This window comes from Nitrobacter sp. (assembly GCF_051535235.1).
Lineage (GTDB): Bacteria > Pseudomonadota > Alphaproteobacteria > Rhizobiales > Xanthobacteraceae > Nitrobacter.
The window spans coordinates 43,856-60,050 of the sequence record NZ_JBPPLZ010000014.1 but is presented as its reverse complement, the minus strand read 5'-3'; the positions used below and the strand labels follow the sequence as shown (position 1 = coordinate 60,050).

Genomic DNA, 16,195 nt, shown 5'->3' with positions numbered 1-16,195 from the left:
TTCGTTGCGGGCATTGAGGTGGTCATGGGAAGTCCTTGATCTCCAGGAGGAGGGGTTTTGGGACGGCGGACACTCGCTTAATCGCGCGGCCTTGGCAACGCGAAAACTCTGTCAAAATCATGAATTCCCAGACAGGTAAGGCCGCCGCGGTTTCCATCTCAGGCACTTCCGACCGGCTGTCCGGCGACCGTTGACAACCCACAAGGTGGGCCATATCTCTGCCGGACCGGGCCGACGGCAAAGGGCGGGCTTTGGCTGTGCTTTTGCGATTGAACCCCGGGTCGCCGAATCTCAATCCATGACACGGATGCTCGGACACGGATGCTCGGCTTCCGGGACTTCCAGCCCTGAGGCGTCACGATGAGTTGAGTTGATAGGCGGGTGGTGTGGTGGTTCCGAAGTTCGCTTCATGGGTCTCGGCGAATTCTGCAAGCGAACTTCTGAACCTCCGCCACGCCTTTAAATTTGCTAGTGTCCCTATGAATCCGAAGTTCGTTGCGGAAGACGTCGCAGAATAGGGCGAACCTCGGATTGGACACTGGAAGACTACTGGATGGCTGCAACGCCGAACCGCGAGGACAGGAATTAGGCATGATCGGCGCGCTTGCCCGCAAGTTTTTCGGTTCCGCCAACGATCGGCGGGTCAAGGGATATCAGTCCCGCGTCAAGGCCATCAACGCCCTCGAACCCGAAATCGCCGCACTGTCCGACGCGGCGCTACGGGCGCGCACCGACGAATTCAAACAGCAGCTCGCCAACGGCGCGTCGCTCGACGACATCCTCGTTCCCGCCTTCGCCACCGTTCGCGAGGCCGGCAAGCGAACGCTCGGCCAGCGCCATTTCGACGTGCAGTTGGTCGGCGGCATGGTGCTGCACGAGGGCGACATCGCCGAGATGAAGACCGGCGAAGGCAAGACGCTGGTGGCGACCCTTGCGGTCTATCTCAACGCGCTGGCCGGCAAGGGCGTCCACGTCGTCACCGTCAACGACTATCTCGCCCGCCGCGACGCCGCCTGGATGGCGCAGATCTACTCCTTCCTCGGGCTGACCACCGGCGTGATCGTGCACGGGCTCGACGATGCCGAGCGCAAGGCGGCCTATGCCTGCGACATCACCTACGGCACCAACAACGAATACGGCTTCGACTATCTGCGCGACAATATGAAGTACCGTCTGGAGGACATGGTCCAGCGCGGGCACTTCTTCGCCATCGTCGATGAGGTCGACTCGATCCTGATCGACGAGGCGCGCACGCCGCTGATCATTTCCGGCCCGCTCGACGACCGCTCCGAATTCTACAACACCATCGACACCTTCATGCCGAGCCTGGAGAAGGTGACCGATTACGAGGTCGACGAGAAGCAGCGCACGGTGACGCTCACCGAGGCCGGCATGGAGAAGATCGAGACGCTGCTGCGCGAGGCAGGCCAGCTCAAGGGCGATTCGCTCTACGACGTCGAGAACGTCTCCGTCGTCCATCACATCAATCAGGCGCTGCGCGCGCACTCGCTGTTCGCCCGCGACAAGGACTACATCGTTCGCGACGGCGAGGTCATCATCATCGATGAGTTCACCGGCCGCATGATGCCGGGCCGCCGCTATTCGGAAGGCCTGCATCAGGCGCTGGAGGCCAAAGAGCATCAGCCGGTGCAGCCGGAGAACCAGACGCTTGCCTCGATCACATTCCAGAACTACTTCCGGATGTACAAGAAGCTCGCGGGCATGACCGGCACCGCGGCGACCGAAGCCGACGAACTGGCCGACATCTACAAGCTCGAGGTCGTCGAGATCCCGACCAACGTGCCGATCGCGCGCCTCGACGAGGATGACGAGGTCTACCGGACCCAGAACGAGAAGTACGCCGCGATCCTGGCCGAGGTCGAACGCGCCAACGCGCGGATGCAGCCGGTGCTGGTCGGCACCGCCTCGATCGAGAAATCGGAAGTGCTCGCCGACTATCTGAAGAAGCACGGTTACAAGCAGATCGACTTCACCGATCCCAAGTCGATGCGGAAGCTGTATGCGGCGGCTCGCGCCGGCAAGCCGGCGAAGCTGTTCGCGGTGCTGAATGCCCGCTTCCACGAGCAGGAAGCCTATATCGTGGCTGAGGCCGGCGTGCCCGGCGCGATCACCATCGCGACCAACATGGCCGGCCGCGGCACTGACATCAAGCTCGGCGGCTCGCTGGAGATGCGCGCCCAGTTCGAGACCGCCGACATCGCCGACGAAGCCGGAAAAGCCGCGAAGGTTGCGGAAATCAAGGCCGATATCGAACGCTTCCGCGACATGGTGCTCAAGGCCGAGGAGGTCGTCGAGATCGAGCCCGCCAAGGGTGCGAAGCCGGCCAAGACCATGACCCGGCCCGGCGGGCTCTACATCATCGGCTCCGAACGCCACGAGTCGCGCCGCATCGACAACCAGTTGCGCGGCCGTTCCGGCCGTCAGGGCGATCCGGGCCGCTCGAAATTCTTCCTGTCGCTGGAAGACGACCTGATGCGGATCTTCGGATCGGACCGGCTCGACACCATGCTGCAGCGGCTCGGCCTCAAGGAAGGCGAGGCGATCACCCATCCCTGGATCAACAAGGCGCTGGAGAAGGCACAGCAGAAGGTCGAGGCGCGCAACTTCGACATCCGCAAGAACCTGCTGAAATACGACGACGTGCAGAATGACCAGCGCAAGGTGATCTTCGAACAGCGTGTCGATCTGATGCAGAACGACAGCGTCGCGGAAACCGTCGCCGACATGCGTCATGCGTTCGTCGAGGACCTTGTCGCCAAGCACGTGCCGGAAAACCAGTATGCCGAGCAGTGGGATGTCGCCGGGCTGAAGGACGAGCTGAAGCGCGTGCTCGACATCGACCTGCCGGTCGACGAATGGGCCGCCGAAGAGGGCATCGCCGACGAGGAGTTGCTGTCGCGTATCGAAAGCCGGGTCGACGAGCACATGGCGGCCAAGGTCGCGCAATGGGGTCCCGACGTCATGCGTTACGTCGAGAAGACCATCCTGCTGCAGACGCTCGATCATCTCTGGCGCGAGCATCTGGTGATGCTCGATCACCTGCGCCAGGTCATCGGCCTGCGCGGCTACGGCCAGCGCGATCCGCTGCAGGAATACAAGTCGGAAGCTTTTTCGCTATTCGAGTCGCTGATTGCCCATCTGCGCGAGGCGGTGACGGGGCAGTTGATGCGCGTCGAGATCGTGCCGCCCGAGGAAGAGCAGCCGGTGCTGCCCGCGATGGAAGTCCACAAGCTCGATCCCAATACGGGCGAGGACGAGATGGCGTTCGCGCAAGGCAATTTTGCCCAGGCTTCGCTGGCGCCGGTCGTGAATGCCGACCCCTCCGGTCGCGATCCGGGTAATCCCACGAGTTGGGGCAAGGTCGGCCGCAACGAGGATTGTCCCTGCGGCTCCGGCAAGAAGTACAAGCACTGCCACGGCCGCTACGCGTGAGGGTGGGGTGGGCGGCTCTCCAGGCAAAGCAATTGCCGCCGTAGCGCGGGGAGGGCACCAGCCACATAGCAACGTCGTCATCATCCGCGAAAGCGGATGGTCCAGTACATTGCGGCATCTACCTTCTGCAGGGAAATGAGGTTTGGTTGAATCGTCATGCCCGGCTTCATGCCGGGCTGAAGCACGATCCGATCAAAGACGTGGATGGCTCGGACGAAGCCCGGCCATGACGCGTTGAAACGAACGCCTCGTCGCCAACTCATTCCGGTCTACTGTCTGTGCTCTGGAATACCGGATGCCCGCCTTCGCGGGCATGACGGGCAAGATTTACCGGAACGCCGAGAAGCGGCTGTCGAACGAGTTCGTTGACGCCACCGGCGCCGCACTTGGAGCCGGCGGCGGCGCGGCCGCGTCGGTATCGATCGCGGGCTTTAACGGCGGGCGTGCTGTCGCGACCTGCTTGGGCTTGCCTGACTTGTCAGCCGTTTTTTCCGTCGTTCCGTGCGCGGGGCGCTTTTCCGCCACGGCCGGACGAAGCGGAGCGGTATGCGCCGCGGCAGCAGCTGTCTTCGGCTTGGCCGGAGCCGGCTGCCTGGTTGCGGTGGCGGTCGTTGCGGTGGCGGTCGTTGCGGTGGTGTCTGCGGTGCCGAAACCGATCTTGCGCGCAAGGTTGCTGAAAATATTGCTCGACGGCGAGGGGGCGAGCAGCGACGAGGACGGTCTCGTGGCTTCGGCCTCCGGTTCGAACGGGGTTGCGACCGTCGCCGCTGCCGAATCGCGCGGCGGATTGACGGTCGGTGGAATGGTCCCCGGCGCCGTCGAGTACGCCGTGAGCTTCAGCCCGGGTTCGGCCGGATCCGACAGCCCCGTCTGACCCTCCGGGATTTTCGCGGCGAACACGCGGTTCATGCCGCCGTCGATCCCGGTGTTGAGCCTGGCCACCGGCGTTCCCTTCGAGATCAGCCTGGCGAGTTCGGTATTGTCGCGCTCCTGCTTTTCGCGCACGGCGCTCGCGATGTCGTCGGGGATCACATAGGCCGGGCACTGCGCGGATGCGTTGAACTGCAGCGGCTTGGTCGAGCCCGGAGGGGCTACCGGATCGAACACGTATTTATGCTCGCAGAACTCGACCTTCGGCTCCTGATGGGTCACCTCGAAATGATCATTGCCTTCCTTGATCATCTTCCAGAAGGGCATGTTCGGATTGTTGCGGTGCTTCGCAAGGTTCACCGGCGTCATGTGGAACGGATAGGCCTGGAACTGGAAGGCGCGTTGCCCGCCGAAAAACGACTCGCGCCCGACGGCGTAGATCTCGGCGATCTGCTCGTCGGTCATGGCGTAGCAGCCGCGCGAGGAGCAGTCGCCATGCACCATCAGTTCGGATCCGGTGCGTCCCAGCGACTTGTCGAAGGCGTTCGGATAGCCGGTATTGAAGGAGAGGTAGTAGGCCGAGCGCGGATTCATCTGCGCCGGCGTGATGCTGTAGAAGCCCTCCGGCGCCTGGCGATCGCCTTCGCGCATTTTCGGGCCGAGATCCCCGGACCAGCGGCAGATCGGATAGGTCTTGAGCAAGGCGAATTTGCCGGACCGGTTCTGCTTCCAGACTTCGAGCTCGGCTTCCTGCTTGAACAGCCGGATCAGGATCGGCGACTGCAGATCCATGTCCTTTTCGGTCATGGCGGCGACGAGCTTGGGCGGAACGGGCTGGTTGGCCTTGGCGTTGCTCGCGAGTGAAGCGTCCTCGCCGTTGCAGCTGGCCAGAAGCACGGCGCCCGCCAGCAGCACGGCCGACGTCAGGATCGCACGACCGGGCGTGCGATGGATCAAAGCCGAGCGATGGATCAAAGCAAAGCTCCGCAAGCGACGGGCAAGCCTGCACCCCGAATTCATGGCGTCCGTGCCCCAAGCCATTGAATAAAATATTATCCTTAAGCCTGCGGCCCCGCAAGCCGGGCCGGCCGGCGCGACCAGATCCATGACGACGATGGTGAAGGGAGGTTAAATATTCGGTACCGGGCTGAAATAGGGCGGTTCGGCGGGTGTCCATAAAAAGCCGCGATTTCGCAGCCATCCGAACCTCGGAGAACGGAAATACGGTCGTCGTCCGTCACGAATCCTGGCGGGAACGGGCCTGCTCAGCCCAGTTTGCGTCCGATATCGAGGAATTTCTGACGGCGCTGCTTGCGAAGCGCGTCGCGGTCGAGATTGCGCAGATCGTTGAAGGCGTCGGCAATGGCGTCGCCGGTGAGCGAGACGATTGCCGAGGCATCGCGATGGGCGCCTCCCGGCGGCTCCTTGATGATGGCATCGATCACGCCGAACCGCAGCAGGTCCTGCGCGGTGATCTTCATGTTGGTCGCGGCTTCCTGAGCCTTGCTGCCATCCCGCCAGAGAATCGACGACGCCGCTTCCGGGGAAATGACGCTGTAGATCGCATGTTCCAGCATCAAGACGCGGTTGGCGGTCGCGATCGCGATCGCGCCGCCCGAGCCGCCCTCGCCGATGATGACGGCGATATTGGGGACGCCGAGCGACAGGCAGGCATCGGTCGAGCGCGCGATCGCTTCGGCCTGGCCACGTTCCTCGGCGCCGATGCCGGGATAGGCCCCGGCGGAATCGACCAGCGACAACACGGGGATGTCGAAGCGGTCGGCCATTTCCATCAGCCGGACCGCCTTGCGATAACCTTCCGGTCGCGCCATGCCGAAATTGTGCTTTAGCCGGCTTTCAGTGGTTGCGCCTTTTTCCTGGCCGATAACGCAGATGCTTTCACCGCGGAAGCGACCGAAGCCGCCGATCAACGCCTCGTCCTCACCGAACTTGCGGTCTCCCGCAAGCGGCGTGAACTCGGTGATCAGGCCGTTGATGAAATCGGAGAAGTGCGGCCGCTGCGGGTGCCGCGCCACCTGGGTTTTCTGCCAGGGCGTCAGGTTGTCGTAGAGATCCTTCAGCGCCTGCGCGGCCTTGTCTTCGATGCTCGAAATCTCCTCGCCGATGTCGCTGCCGGAAGCCGCGAGTGCGCGCAGTTCGTCGATCTTGGAATCGAGTTCCGCGACAGGTTTTTCGAAATCAAGGTAGCTGCGCATGGGGTCCGGCATTCCAGCAATATAGGACGAACGTGTCGAGGGACGAAAGCTATCAGCGGGAAGGACAAAAAATCCTTTAATTCAAACGTTTAAGGGGGACGATAGAGGTGGCCGGGCCGGTTCGCTGCCGGGAGATGCTGCGCTCTTTCGCGGCTGATTGGTGCGAAGTCAAGACCCGAGTAGAACAGGTTTTCCGCCCGGAGCGTCGCACGACAAAAAAACCCCGGCGGTGCCGGGGCTTCGAGGTGGATCTGAGGTAGCCGGACGGTTCGGCTGATGTGGGTCGCCGAACCGGCGACATGAGGCCGATGCGAATCGACCTTTTCAATTACCTACAGATTAGAGCGGCTGACGCGGGATGGAAGGTGGAACTTGGCCGAGGCAAGATTTGGTGCGGCCGTGTGATGGTCCGGTAACACCCGGACGCCGCCGACGTTTCGCACGTTCAATGTCTTGAACCGCATCGTCTTGCACCAGCAGTCAGGCCTTCGCCAGTGGATGAAGATCGCGCACCAGACTCTTCAACCGTTCTTCCACGACGTGCGTGTAGATTTGCGTGGTCGAGATGTCGGTGTGGCCGAGCAGCGTCTGCACGATTCGCAAGTCCGCCCCGTTATGCAGCAGGTGGCTCGCGAAGGCGTGACGCAGCACGTGGGGCGAGACCAGCCGAGGTGCGAGACCCGCCGCGGCGGCCAGTTCCTTCAGTTCGCGTGCGAAATGCTGCCGCGTCAGGTGACCGCTTTCGCCGAACGAGGGGAACAGCCATTTCGGCTTTGCTGTGGCTGCTTTGCCCGCGCCATGCTGATCGGCCATCGCGGCGAGATAATCGGCCATCGCCTGCCGTGACCCCTCGTTCAGTGGCACCAGCCGTTCCTTGTCACCCTTGCCGCGCACCACGATCATGCGCGCGTCGCGCCGCGCGGCCGACAGCGGTAGCGACATCAGTTCGGACACCCGGAGCCCGGTGGCGTAGAGCACTTCGAGCAGGCAATACAGCCGCGCGGCGCGCAATCGCTGGGTGGTTGAGGCGCCGGGCGCGTCAATCGCAGTCTTCGCCCACGCGAGCAGGCGATCGACATCGGCGATCGACAGCACTTTCGGCAGGCTTCGTCCGCGCTTCGGCCCCGACAGGATGGCGGCAGGATCGTCGCTCCTGATCCGTTCGCTCAGCAGAAAGCGAAACAGATGGCGCATCGCCGAAAGACGGCGAGCGACGCTCGAAGACTTGAAGCCACGCACGTCGAGATCGCCGAGATAGTCCCGCAGGGTCTGGGTGCCGGCGGTGACGAAATTTTCGCCAGCGCGCGTCAGGAATGCGGAAAAGTCCTCGAGGTCGCGACGGTAGGCGCCAAGCGTGTTCTCGCCGGCGCCTTGCTCGGCCGCCAGCATGTCGAGGAACAGGTCGGTCAGCCTGGGGTCGGATGATTTGTCGGATGTCATGCCGCCGCCTATAGCGTTTTCGAGCGAAGTGGATACCGTTTCGCATAAGGAAAACGCATCAAAACAAAAAGCTGGAGCTTTGATTCCATCAAAGCCGGAATAGCTCTAGCAGCTATTTCTTGAGAAATTTGTCCGGGTGGATGGTCACAGTCATTTCCCGCGGCGCGGGATTGACGAAATTCGCCAGCGCGAAGATCACGCCGTAGCCGATCGCGCCAATCGCCGCGACGACAGTCAGGAAACGGAGCAGGCTGGGCATTGGCGGTCCGGAACGCGATAGTGACCCTCGGGACGAACGCAATGAGTACCAACATGTTCGCCGGATCGGTGCAAGAGTCTCTGGCAACCCCCTCGACGAGAGTAGTATAGCTGGCGGGAAGAGATGGTCCAATCTGACGTCGGCATCCGTTTCAGCGACCCGCCGTTCGGATGTCAGAACCGTGGGGCCAGTTCATCCACGCTTGCAACCGCGTTCCGACAGGTGTCTTTTTGACGTCCGAAACCGTTTCACAGGCCAGTGCGGGCACGTCCCCGGAGAGCGCGATCGTGGCGGCGCTCGACGGCCGGTCGCTGGTGCTTGTCGGCATGATGGGAGCCGGAAAGTCCACGATCGGCCGGCGTCTCGCGACGCGTCTCGCGATGCGGTTCGTCGACGCCGATGCCGAGATTGAACTCGCCGCCGGCATGTCGATTCCCGAAATTTTCGAAACCCATGGCGAGGCGCATTTCCGGGATGGCGAAGCGCGGGTGATCGCGCGGCTGCTGGGCAACGGTCCGATGGTGCTTGCTACCGGCGGCGGCGCCGTGCTGCGCGAACAGACCCGCGCGCGCATCGCTGAGCGGGCGATCTCGATCTGGCTCAAGGCGGACGCCGAGGTGATCCTGCGCCGGATCAGGCGACGCGCCGATCGACCTCTGCTGCAAACGGCCGATCCCGCCGCGACGATCGGGCGCCTTATCGCCGAGCGTGAGCCCCTCTACCAACTGGCGGATCTTACGATCGCCTCGCGCGACGTGCCGTATGAGAAGATCGTCGATGAATGCATCGACTTGCTTCACCACCGGCTGACCCTTGCGGACCGGCGGAACTGAAGCCGCGGTTCGCCACGAACGATTGAAAGACTTTGACATCAAAGGATTTGGCACCACGCGATGACCGCTTCGCTGAAAACTCCCGACCCGATCACAGTCGATGTCGCGCTCGGCCACCGTTCCTACGACATCGTCATCGGCCGAGGCATTCTGCCCTCGCTCGGCGAGCGAATCGCTGCGCTGCGCCCGGGCGCGCGTGTGGCGATCGTCACTGATGAATATGTTGCGACCCATTGGCTGCGGCGGACCGAGGCCTCGCTGCAAGGCGCCGGCATCGCGACATCGCAGATCGTCGTCGATGAAGGCGAGGTTTCGAAAAGCTACGAAGGCATCGAGTTCGTTTGCGAGGAGCTGATCGCCGCGAAAATCGAGCGCAACGATCTCGTGGTCGCGCTCGGCGGCGGCGTGGTCGGCGACCTCGCGGGCTTTGCCGCCGCCATCGTCCGCCGCGGCGTCGATTTCGTGCAGGTGCCGACGTCGCTGCTGGCGCAGGTGGATTCCTCGGTGGGCGGCAAGACCGGCATCAACTCGCCGCGGGGCAAGAACCTGATCGGAGCTTTTCATCAGCCGATTTTGGTGGTCGCAGACACCGCCGTGCTGGACACGCTGTCGCCGCGCCAGTTCCGCGCCGGCTATGCCGAGGTCGCCAAATACGGCCTGCTTGGCGACGAGCCGTTCTTCGCGTGGCTGGAAACCAACCATGCCGAGATCGTCAGGGGCGGCGCGGCGCGCGAATACGCGATCGCCGCCAGTTGCCGCGCCAAGGCCGCCATCGTCGCCCGCGACGAGCGCGAGACCGGCGAGCGGGCGCTGCTCAATCTCGGCCACACCTTCGGCCACGCGCTGGAAACCGCGACCGGGTTTTCCGACCGGCTCTATCACGGCGAGGCGGTGTCGATCGGCATGGTGCTGGCCGCCGAACTGTCGTGCCGGCTGGAGATGATCGCGGAAACCGATGTGTCCCGCATCAAACGGCATCTGGCGGCGGCGGGCTTGCCGACGAGGTTGCAGGACATAGCCGGCTTCAAGCAGGAAGGTCTGGCAGACGCGGACGGGCTTATGGCGTTGATGGCGCAGGACAAGAAGGTGAAGCGCGGCCGCCTCACCTTCATCCTGCTGAAAGCGATCGGCCAGGCGGTCGTAACGTCCGACGTCGAACCGGCGACGGTCCGCGACTTTCTTGCCGGCAAGCTCGCAGACGCGCCGGCTTAGGATTTTCAAATCAAAGCAGTGGAAATAGCAGCGGGACTCTATTCTGACGTGACGCTTTTTCTTCGCGCGAACCGGTACCCACCTCTCGGGAAGACGTTATAGTCCGGCATGGTCATGGGCCCCCGATGAGTTCGACGCTCCTCCAGATATTGCTTGCATTGCTGCTGCTTGCCGCCAATGCGTTCTTCGTTGCGGCCGAATTCGCGCTGGTGAAAAGCCGCGGCTTCCGCGTCAAGGCCATGGTCGAGCGCCGCGCATTCGGCGCGCGGCTCGTGCATGACATCGTCGGCAACATCGAGGCCTATCTCGCCTGCTGCCAACTCGGCATCACCATGGCGTCACTCGGTCTCGGCTGGGTCGGCGAGCCGACGGTGGCGACGCTGCTCGAACCCTTGCTGAGGCCGCTCGGCATGCCGGAACCGGCACTGCGCCTGACCTCGTTCCTCACCGGCTTTCTGGTGTTTTCCTCGCTGCATATCGTGATCGGCGAACAGGTGCCGAAGACGCTGGCGATCCGCCAGCCCGAGCCGGTGTCGCAATGGATCGCCTATCCGCTTCACGCGTCCTACCTGCTGTTTTTTCCGCTGAACTGGCTGCTCAATTCGGCGTCGCGCGCCATCCTGCGCGTGCTTCGCGTCAAGGAAGTCTCGCAGCATGACGTATTGACCGGCGCGGAGCTGGAAGGACTGGTCGGCGAATCCGCCGAGCACGGCGGGATCGAAAGCGGCGAGGCCGAATACATCCAGAATGTGTTTCGCTTCGGCGATCTCGCCGTGTCCGACGTGATGGTCCATCGCACGGCGATGGTGACGATCAATGCCGACTTGCCGCCGGAGGAGCTGGTGCGCGAGGTGCTTGCGAGCGAATACACCCGGATTCCGCTCTGGCGCGACAAGCCGGAAAACATCATCGGCGTGCTTCATGCCAAGGATCTGCTAAGGGCGATCCTGGCTTCGGACGGCGACCTGTCGCGCATCAACGCCGGCGCCATTGCACTGCCGCCGTGGTTCGTGCCGGAAATGCGTCCGGTATCCGATCAGCTCAAGGCGTTTCGCCGCCGCAAAACCCATTTCGCGCTGGTGGTCGACGAATACGGCGAAGTCGAGGGCATGGTGACGCTGGAAGACGTTCTGGAGGAGATTGTCGGCGACATTTCCGACGAGCACGACGTGGTGGTGGCCGGGGTCCGCCAGCAGGCCGACGGATCGGTGGTGGTGGACGGCTCGGTGCCGATCCGCGATCTCAATCGGGCCATGAACTGGCATCTGCCGGACGAGGAGGCGACCACGATCGCGGGCCTCGTGATCCACGAGGCGCGCTCGATCCCCGAGCGCGGTCAGAATTTTACCTTTCACGGTTTTCGCTTCCGGGTTTTGCGCCGCGAGCGCAACCGCATCACCGCGCTGCGCATCCAGCCGGTGCCGCGCGGGGCGGAGGCGATGGAAAACAGACCAAAGCAGGCGCGAACGCCGACCTGACGACCGAAGCGGCGTGCGACCTTCGGAAGGAAGGCGCAAAAGCGGAGCGTGGCTGGTTATGCGGGCCGGCGGCTCAAACGCGGATACGCGGCGCGTCACGTATCCGATCTGGCGAGCGCACGCCCTTTTTTCTTCTTGCCTGGATCCTTGTCCTCGACGAATTTGACGCCGATCTCGTCGCCATTGATGCGTACGAGTTCGCAGCGGCGAAAGGCCAGTCCGGTCGACGATAACAGCAGAAAGAATTCCTTGAGGTTCAGCCCTTCGATCGAATCCTTGACATGAAGCCGCGCGCCGGTTTTCGAGATGTCCAGCAGGATGCACGACCGTTGCCATGTTCCGTCGATTGCCATCATCAGGACGGTATGGCCCGTGGCAAACGTCACCCGGTCGGCTTTTCGGTTACCCCAACTCACGGCTTAGATGTCCGAAATGGCGACCGCCGTGTTCGGCGCGTCGGCTTTCCTCGCCGAACCGCGCGCCGACCAGAACCGGATCGTGCGTTGCGCCGAGGACAGCGAAAGCGCCTCGAACACTTCCCGGCCGTTTTCGAAGTCCTGCTTGCTCAGGGGACGGCAATGCGGGCGATTGCGCAGGATCATGCTGGTCGTCGACCAGTTCAGCCGGGCGGCCTTGCACGCGACAATCAGCCCGTCGGGGCGGGGGTTTGTGATCAGCGGCTCGATCGCTTCGATTTTTACCGAATTCAACAGCGAGAGCGCTGCGACGATGTGGATGTATTCGCCCTGCATCGCAAACCGGTTGATGGTCTGATCGCCAAGTTTTCCGGCCCGGTTCATGGCAAGGACCATCGATTCCGATTCGGTGTAGTCTTCCGGCACGAGCGCCGGGGCGGCGATCTGTTCGACGACCGCCCGGATCGCTTCCTGAATCTTCGCGCGCATCTCCGGCGGCGCGACCTTGAGCAGGCGGTCGCGGACGGCGGCGCTGGCTCTGGAAAGAAGTTCGCGCAGCACCTTGAGCGGGATGTCGATCCGCAGCCCCAGTTTCTCGGCGAGCGCATCGTCTTTTTCGGAGCTTTCGACCAGGGTGGCATAGCCAAAGTCGGAGAAGCGAGCGCCCGCATTCTTGGCGAGTGCGTGGGAGACTTGCGAATCGCCGCGTCGGAGCAGGACGTCTGTCACGCCTTCGCTCAGCGAGTCGCGGTGCGAAATGGCCAGCAGATGCTGCGGCCCACGCAGATTCGCGATCTCGATCAGATCGCCTTCGGAAAGCCGGGCGGATTTCGTCAGAACCGGGACCGCGACGGATACTTCCTCATGATAGGCAAGCTGCCGGATGGTTTCCTTCGGAGCAGTCTTCGAACCGGAAAGCGTCGTGCCGAGTTGCGCCAGCGCCCGCGTTTCCATCTGCTCCATGAGCCGGACGAGGACGTCATCGAAAACGCCGATCTGATTTTCGTTCAGCCTGTCCGCATCGGACAGGAACAGATCGGTGACCTGGCGAAGCATCTGGAGCCGCCGCTCGGACGAGCCGCCCTGCACCGCACTTTCCAGTTCCTCGATCAGCGCCGTTGAGGCTGCTTCGGACATTGCATGATCCCAGCGAGTCAATCCCGGCGCGCTACGCTCCATTGCGTTCGCGTTCTACCGTACGACGGCGGTATTTTGCTCCGATGTTCTAAGTAGCGGGTTAATTTCCCATAAAAACAACGTCGAAATTATCGGCGGACCGCTCGCTGGTCGTGCGTGTCCAATATCTTTTTTAAGAAGGATGCGGGCGGAAGACCGCCAAAGACTTTCTTAATCCGCTCCGGATGCGCCCATGCGCAATCTCGCAGGATTGTTGACGGCCGGGACGGGGGCATTCGGCGGGCGTTGTTTGACGCGAAAGGCGCAAGGCAGGCCGTTTTCGCTCCGATCCGGATCCAGGCAAAGTGTCCGGCCGCCCGTTCAGTGCCTCTGTTCGTCCGGCGCCAGCGCCCGAATCGCCAGCGCGTGAACGCTGCCCGCCAGTTCCTCCGCGAGCAGCGTATTGATCATGCGGTGGCGATCGATCCGGCTCTTCCCTTCGAACGCTCGCGACACGATATTAACGCGGAAATGCGTTTCGCCGCCCGGCCGATGGCCGGCGTGACCCTCGTGAAGATGTGATTCGTCGGCGACGTCGAGGCTCTCCGGCGTGAAAGCCTCGTTCAGTTTCTTTGCGATGCTGTCCCTGACGCTCATGGCGAGCGACTTAACGCCCATCGCTCTCGTCCGTCAATGGCGCGGGCGATGGCGGAATAAATCCGATGTCAAGACTTGAAGCGTAAAGCGTTGCGGTGTCAAAGATGGTCATGCCGATCGATACATCAAAATTCTTCGACAGCATCCGCATCAAGCCCAGGGCCGGCCCGAAGGCTGGTGCGAAGCAGCCGCGCGCGCGCGACGAAGCGGTCGCTTGCGAGTGGCCCGACTGTCAGAACCGGGGATCGCACCGCGCGCCGAAAGGCCGCGGCAACGAGCGCGGCTATTTCCATTTTTGCCTCGATCATGTCCGCGCCTACAATCAGTCCTACAATTTTTTTCAGGGCATGAATGCGGAAGCGGTCGCGCGTTATCAGAAGGATGCGCTGACCGGCCACCGTCCGACCTGGAAGATGGGTGCCAACGGCACCCGCGGCAAAGGCAAGACCGACGCCATCGATCTCGACGGCACGGCCGATCCCTTCAGCATGCTTGGCGAACTCAATGGTCGCGGAAGGTGGCGGCCCGGTCCCGGGGCGGGGTCCGAGGCCAAACCCGAGACGCGCAAGATCTTCAATGCGGAGCGTAAAGCGCTGCAGGTGATGGGACTCGGCGCCGACGCGACGCTCGAAACCGTCAAGGCCAAATACAAGATGCTGGTGAAGCAGCATCATCCCGACGCCAATGGCGGCGACCGCTCGACGGAAGATCGCCTGATCGAGATCATCAAGGCGTACAACTATCTGAAGACGGTTGTGCGCGGCGCCTGACGTTTAGCCGGCTACTTTTTAGCAGGCTCTACTTCTTTTCCAGCATCAGCGTGCCCTTTTTCTGGATGACGCTCTGAATTCCGTGGGCCAGGCTGTTGAGCAGCCACGGCAGGGTTACTTCGAGGCGGACATGGTCCTCGAACACATCCAGGATTCCCGACACCTGCTGCTTCATGGCGGTGACGGCGAACGCCAGGCGGTCGCCGCTCCACACTTCCTCGTTGACCTGGATGAACTGGGCGTACTGCGTTCGGGCACTGCCGAGCCCCGCCTTCATCCGGCGCAGTGCTTCATCCTTGCCGAGGCGATGCGGGATGGAAACCACGAGAGGTTTGGTCATGATTGATCCAATGGTTAGAGCGTTTTCAAGCGAAGTGGCTACCGGTTCGCGTCAAGAAAACGCGTCAAATCAAAAATATAGAGCTCGGCTTCTGATTCCATCAGAAGCGGAGAGGCTCTAGTGGAGTGGATTTGACATTCGTTTCCCAACTGCTGCGGGCGCGCAATGCGAATGTCAAATCCAGAACTCCACCAGAAGCTTATAGTTGCCAGTGGTTCTAACATTCGTAAAAGCGTCTGTTGAAACGGGATGCGAATGTTGGAACCGGACCACTAGCCGGGTCGTTCAGATGCGGGTTTGGCGCGTAAGTTAATGCCGCGCCGGCGGCGCCGCCACCATGTCGCGGCGCCGGCGATCGCGGCTATGACGAACACCGTCGGAATCCAGATCAGCTTGCCGACGTGAGTGTGGTGGGGCAGCCCGCTGTATTCATGCAGCGCCGTAACTGCCAGCACGCCGGGCAAGACATGCGCCGGAGCCCAGAGCAGGATCGCCGGAATGTTCACCGCATAAAATCGCGACGGCGGCATCGCCAGCGCGCCGGCCGTGATCGGCACGAAGGCGCGGACCGGTGGGACAAATCGCGCGAAGAACACCGCGAGCGTGCCCCAGCGGTTGAAGAACGTTTCGCTTTGTTCGATCACGCCGGGATACCGGGACATCGGCCAGGAACTGAGGATTTCGCGTTTGGAGCGATGGCCGGTCCAGAACGCCGTTCCGTCGCCGAGCATGGCGCCGGAGACGGCGGCGGCCAGCACCGCCACCAGTTGAAGGTCGCCACCGGGAATCAGCGCGCTCAGCGCGAGAATGATGGTCGAGCCTGGCACCAGCGAACCCAGCACCGGAACCGCCTCCAGCAACGCTGCGAGAAATATCGTGAGATAGGCGAGCCAGGCGTGGGCCGAGACGAACGCAACCAATGGGTCGATCAGTGAACTCACGAATATCCCGTTTTCAGCTTCCCGGGGGACGGATTTCCGGTCCCCCATTAGCACACTCTGCGGTCGGCAACGTTCCCGACGGTTGATGGTTCGGTTCCGTACGATTGTCCTCGCAGCCTCCCGCTGATTCGCAGGGCAGCCCTTAAAAATCCGCCGCCAGCATATATCTTGATGATATCACGAAGGAACTTTGA

General features: G+C 62.5%; 14 protein-coding genes. 5 read left to right on the top strand and 9 right to left on the bottom strand.

Features of this window, described 5'->3' with window-relative positions:
- The first annotated feature begins 591 nt into the window (after window positions 1–591).
- A complete protein-coding gene (gene secA / locus ACS3WA_RS14620) occupies window positions 592–3,453 on the top strand; it encodes a preprotein translocase subunit SecA (protein WP_438279230.1) in 2,862 nt (953 codons plus the stop codon).
- Between the two features lie 327 nt (window positions 3,454–3,780).
- On the opposite strand, the gene ACS3WA_RS14615 is transcribed toward secA, so the two are convergent.
- The 4 genes from ACS3WA_RS14615 to ACS3WA_RS14600 form a co-directional block, all read right to left on the bottom strand.
- Window positions 3,781–5,280, bottom strand: coding sequence for a L,D-transpeptidase family protein (locus tag ACS3WA_RS14615; protein WP_438279238.1), 1,500 nt, complete (start codon window positions 5,278–5,280; stop codon window positions 3,781–3,783).
- 308 nt (window positions 5,281–5,588) lie between these two features.
- Window positions 5,589–6,551, bottom strand: a complete 963-nt coding sequence (locus ACS3WA_RS14610; RefSeq protein ID WP_438279229.1) for an acetyl-CoA carboxylase carboxyltransferase subunit alpha — start codon at window positions 6,549–6,551, stop codon at window positions 5,589–5,591.
- Between the two features lie 468 nt (window positions 6,552–7,019).
- Window positions 7,020–7,979: a site-specific tyrosine recombinase XerD gene (xerD, locus tag ACS3WA_RS14605; RefSeq protein ID WP_438279228.1), complete on the bottom strand. Its 960-nt coding sequence runs from the start codon at window positions 7,977–7,979 to the stop codon at window positions 7,020–7,022.
- A gap of 112 nt (window positions 7,980–8,091) precedes the next feature.
- Window positions 8,092–8,238, bottom strand: coding sequence for a histidine kinase (locus ACS3WA_RS14600; protein ID WP_438275774.1), 147 nt, complete (start codon window positions 8,236–8,238; stop codon window positions 8,092–8,094).
- A 230-nt stretch (window positions 8,239–8,468) separates the two neighbouring features.
- On the opposite strand from ACS3WA_RS14600, the gene ACS3WA_RS14595 reads away from it, so the two are divergent.
- The 3 genes from ACS3WA_RS14595 to ACS3WA_RS14585 all read left to right on the top strand — a co-directional run bounded on the left by ACS3WA_RS14595 (window position 8,469) and on the right by ACS3WA_RS14585 (window position 11,761).
- Complete coding sequence (locus tag ACS3WA_RS14595) at window positions 8,469–9,071, top strand: shikimate kinase (RefSeq protein ID WP_438279227.1); 603 nt, start codon at window positions 8,469–8,471, stop codon at window positions 9,069–9,071.
- Between the two features lie 60 nt (window positions 9,072–9,131).
- Window positions 9,132–10,283, top strand: coding sequence for a 3-dehydroquinate synthase (gene aroB, locus ACS3WA_RS14590; protein WP_438279226.1), 1,152 nt, complete (start codon window positions 9,132–9,134; stop codon window positions 10,281–10,283).
- Between the two features lie 125 nt (window positions 10,284–10,408).
- Window positions 10,409–11,761, top strand: a complete 1,353-nt coding sequence (locus tag ACS3WA_RS14585; protein ID WP_438279225.1) for a hemolysin family protein — start codon at window positions 10,409–10,411, stop codon at window positions 11,759–11,761.
- A gap of 95 nt (window positions 11,762–11,856) precedes the next feature.
- On the opposite strand, the gene ACS3WA_RS14580 is transcribed toward ACS3WA_RS14585, so the two are convergent.
- The 3 genes from ACS3WA_RS14580 to ACS3WA_RS14570 form a co-directional block, all read right to left on the bottom strand.
- Window positions 11,857–12,177 (bottom strand): PilZ domain-containing protein, encoded by a 321-nt coding sequence (locus ACS3WA_RS14580; protein ID WP_438279224.1) that lies wholly within the window; start codon window positions 12,175–12,177, stop codon window positions 11,857–11,859.
- A 3-nt stretch (window positions 12,178–12,180) separates the two neighbouring features.
- A complete protein-coding gene (locus ACS3WA_RS14575; RefSeq protein WP_438279223.1) occupies window positions 12,181–13,314 on the bottom strand; it encodes a DUF2336 domain-containing protein in 1,134 nt (377 codons plus the stop codon).
- A gap of 360 nt (window positions 13,315–13,674) precedes the next feature.
- Window positions 13,675–13,950, bottom strand: coding sequence for a BolA family protein (locus ACS3WA_RS14570; RefSeq protein WP_438279237.1), 276 nt, complete (start codon window positions 13,948–13,950; stop codon window positions 13,675–13,677).
- 110 nt (window positions 13,951–14,060) lie between these two features.
- Between ACS3WA_RS14570 and ACS3WA_RS14565 the strand changes: the two genes are divergently transcribed.
- Window positions 14,061–14,720: a J domain-containing protein gene (locus ACS3WA_RS14565; protein ID WP_438279236.1), complete on the top strand. Its 660-nt coding sequence runs from the start codon at window positions 14,061–14,063 to the stop codon at window positions 14,718–14,720.
- Window positions 14,721–14,748: 28 nt separating this feature from the next.
- Here ACS3WA_RS14565 and ACS3WA_RS14560 read toward each other — a convergent pair whose 3' ends face one another.
- Entirely contained in the window at window positions 14,749–15,060 is a 312-nt protein-coding gene (locus tag ACS3WA_RS14560) for a polyhydroxyalkanoic acid system family protein (RefSeq protein ID WP_438279222.1), read from the bottom strand.
- Window positions 15,061–15,332: 272 nt separating this feature from the next.
- Window positions 15,333–16,001, bottom strand: coding sequence for a DedA family protein (locus tag ACS3WA_RS14555; RefSeq protein ID WP_438279221.1), 669 nt, complete (start codon window positions 15,999–16,001; stop codon window positions 15,333–15,335).
- Window positions 16,002–16,195: the final 194 nt, after the last annotated feature.

Bases quoted from the DNA above. Each gene is read 5' to 3' on its own strand.
- aroB (WP_438279226.1), top strand. From the start codon at position 9,132: ATGACCGCTTCGCTGAAAACTCCCGACCCGATCACAGTCGATGTCGCG.
- ACS3WA_RS14560 (WP_438279222.1), bottom strand. From the start codon at position 15,060: ATGACCAAACCTCTCGTGGTTTCCATCCCGCATCGCCTCGGCAAGGAT.
- ACS3WA_RS14570 (WP_438279237.1), bottom strand. From the start codon at position 13,950: ATGAGCGTCAGGGACAGCATCGCAAAGAAACTGAACGAGGCTTTCACG.
- ACS3WA_RS14575 (WP_438279223.1), bottom strand. From the start codon at position 13,314: ATGTCCGAAGCAGCCTCAACGGCGCTGATCGAGGAACTGGAAAGTGCG.
- ACS3WA_RS14585 (WP_438279225.1), top strand. From the start codon at position 10,409: ATGAGTTCGACGCTCCTCCAGATATTGCTTGCATTGCTGCTGCTTGCC.
- xerD (WP_438279228.1), bottom strand. From the start codon at position 7,979: ATGACATCCGACAAATCATCCGACCCCAGGCTGACCGACCTGTTCCTC.
- ACS3WA_RS14565 (WP_438279236.1), top strand. From the start codon at position 14,061: ATGCCGATCGATACATCAAAATTCTTCGACAGCATCCGCATCAAGCCC.
- ACS3WA_RS14610 (WP_438279229.1), bottom strand. From the start codon at position 6,551: ATGCCGGACCCCATGCGCAGCTACCTTGATTTCGAAAAACCTGTCGCG.
- secA (WP_438279230.1), top strand. From the start codon at position 592: ATGATCGGCGCGCTTGCCCGCAAGTTTTTCGGTTCCGCCAACGATCGG.
- ACS3WA_RS14600 (WP_438275774.1), bottom strand. From the start codon at position 8,238: ATGCCCAGCCTGCTCCGTTTCCTGACTGTCGTCGCGGCGATTGGCGCG.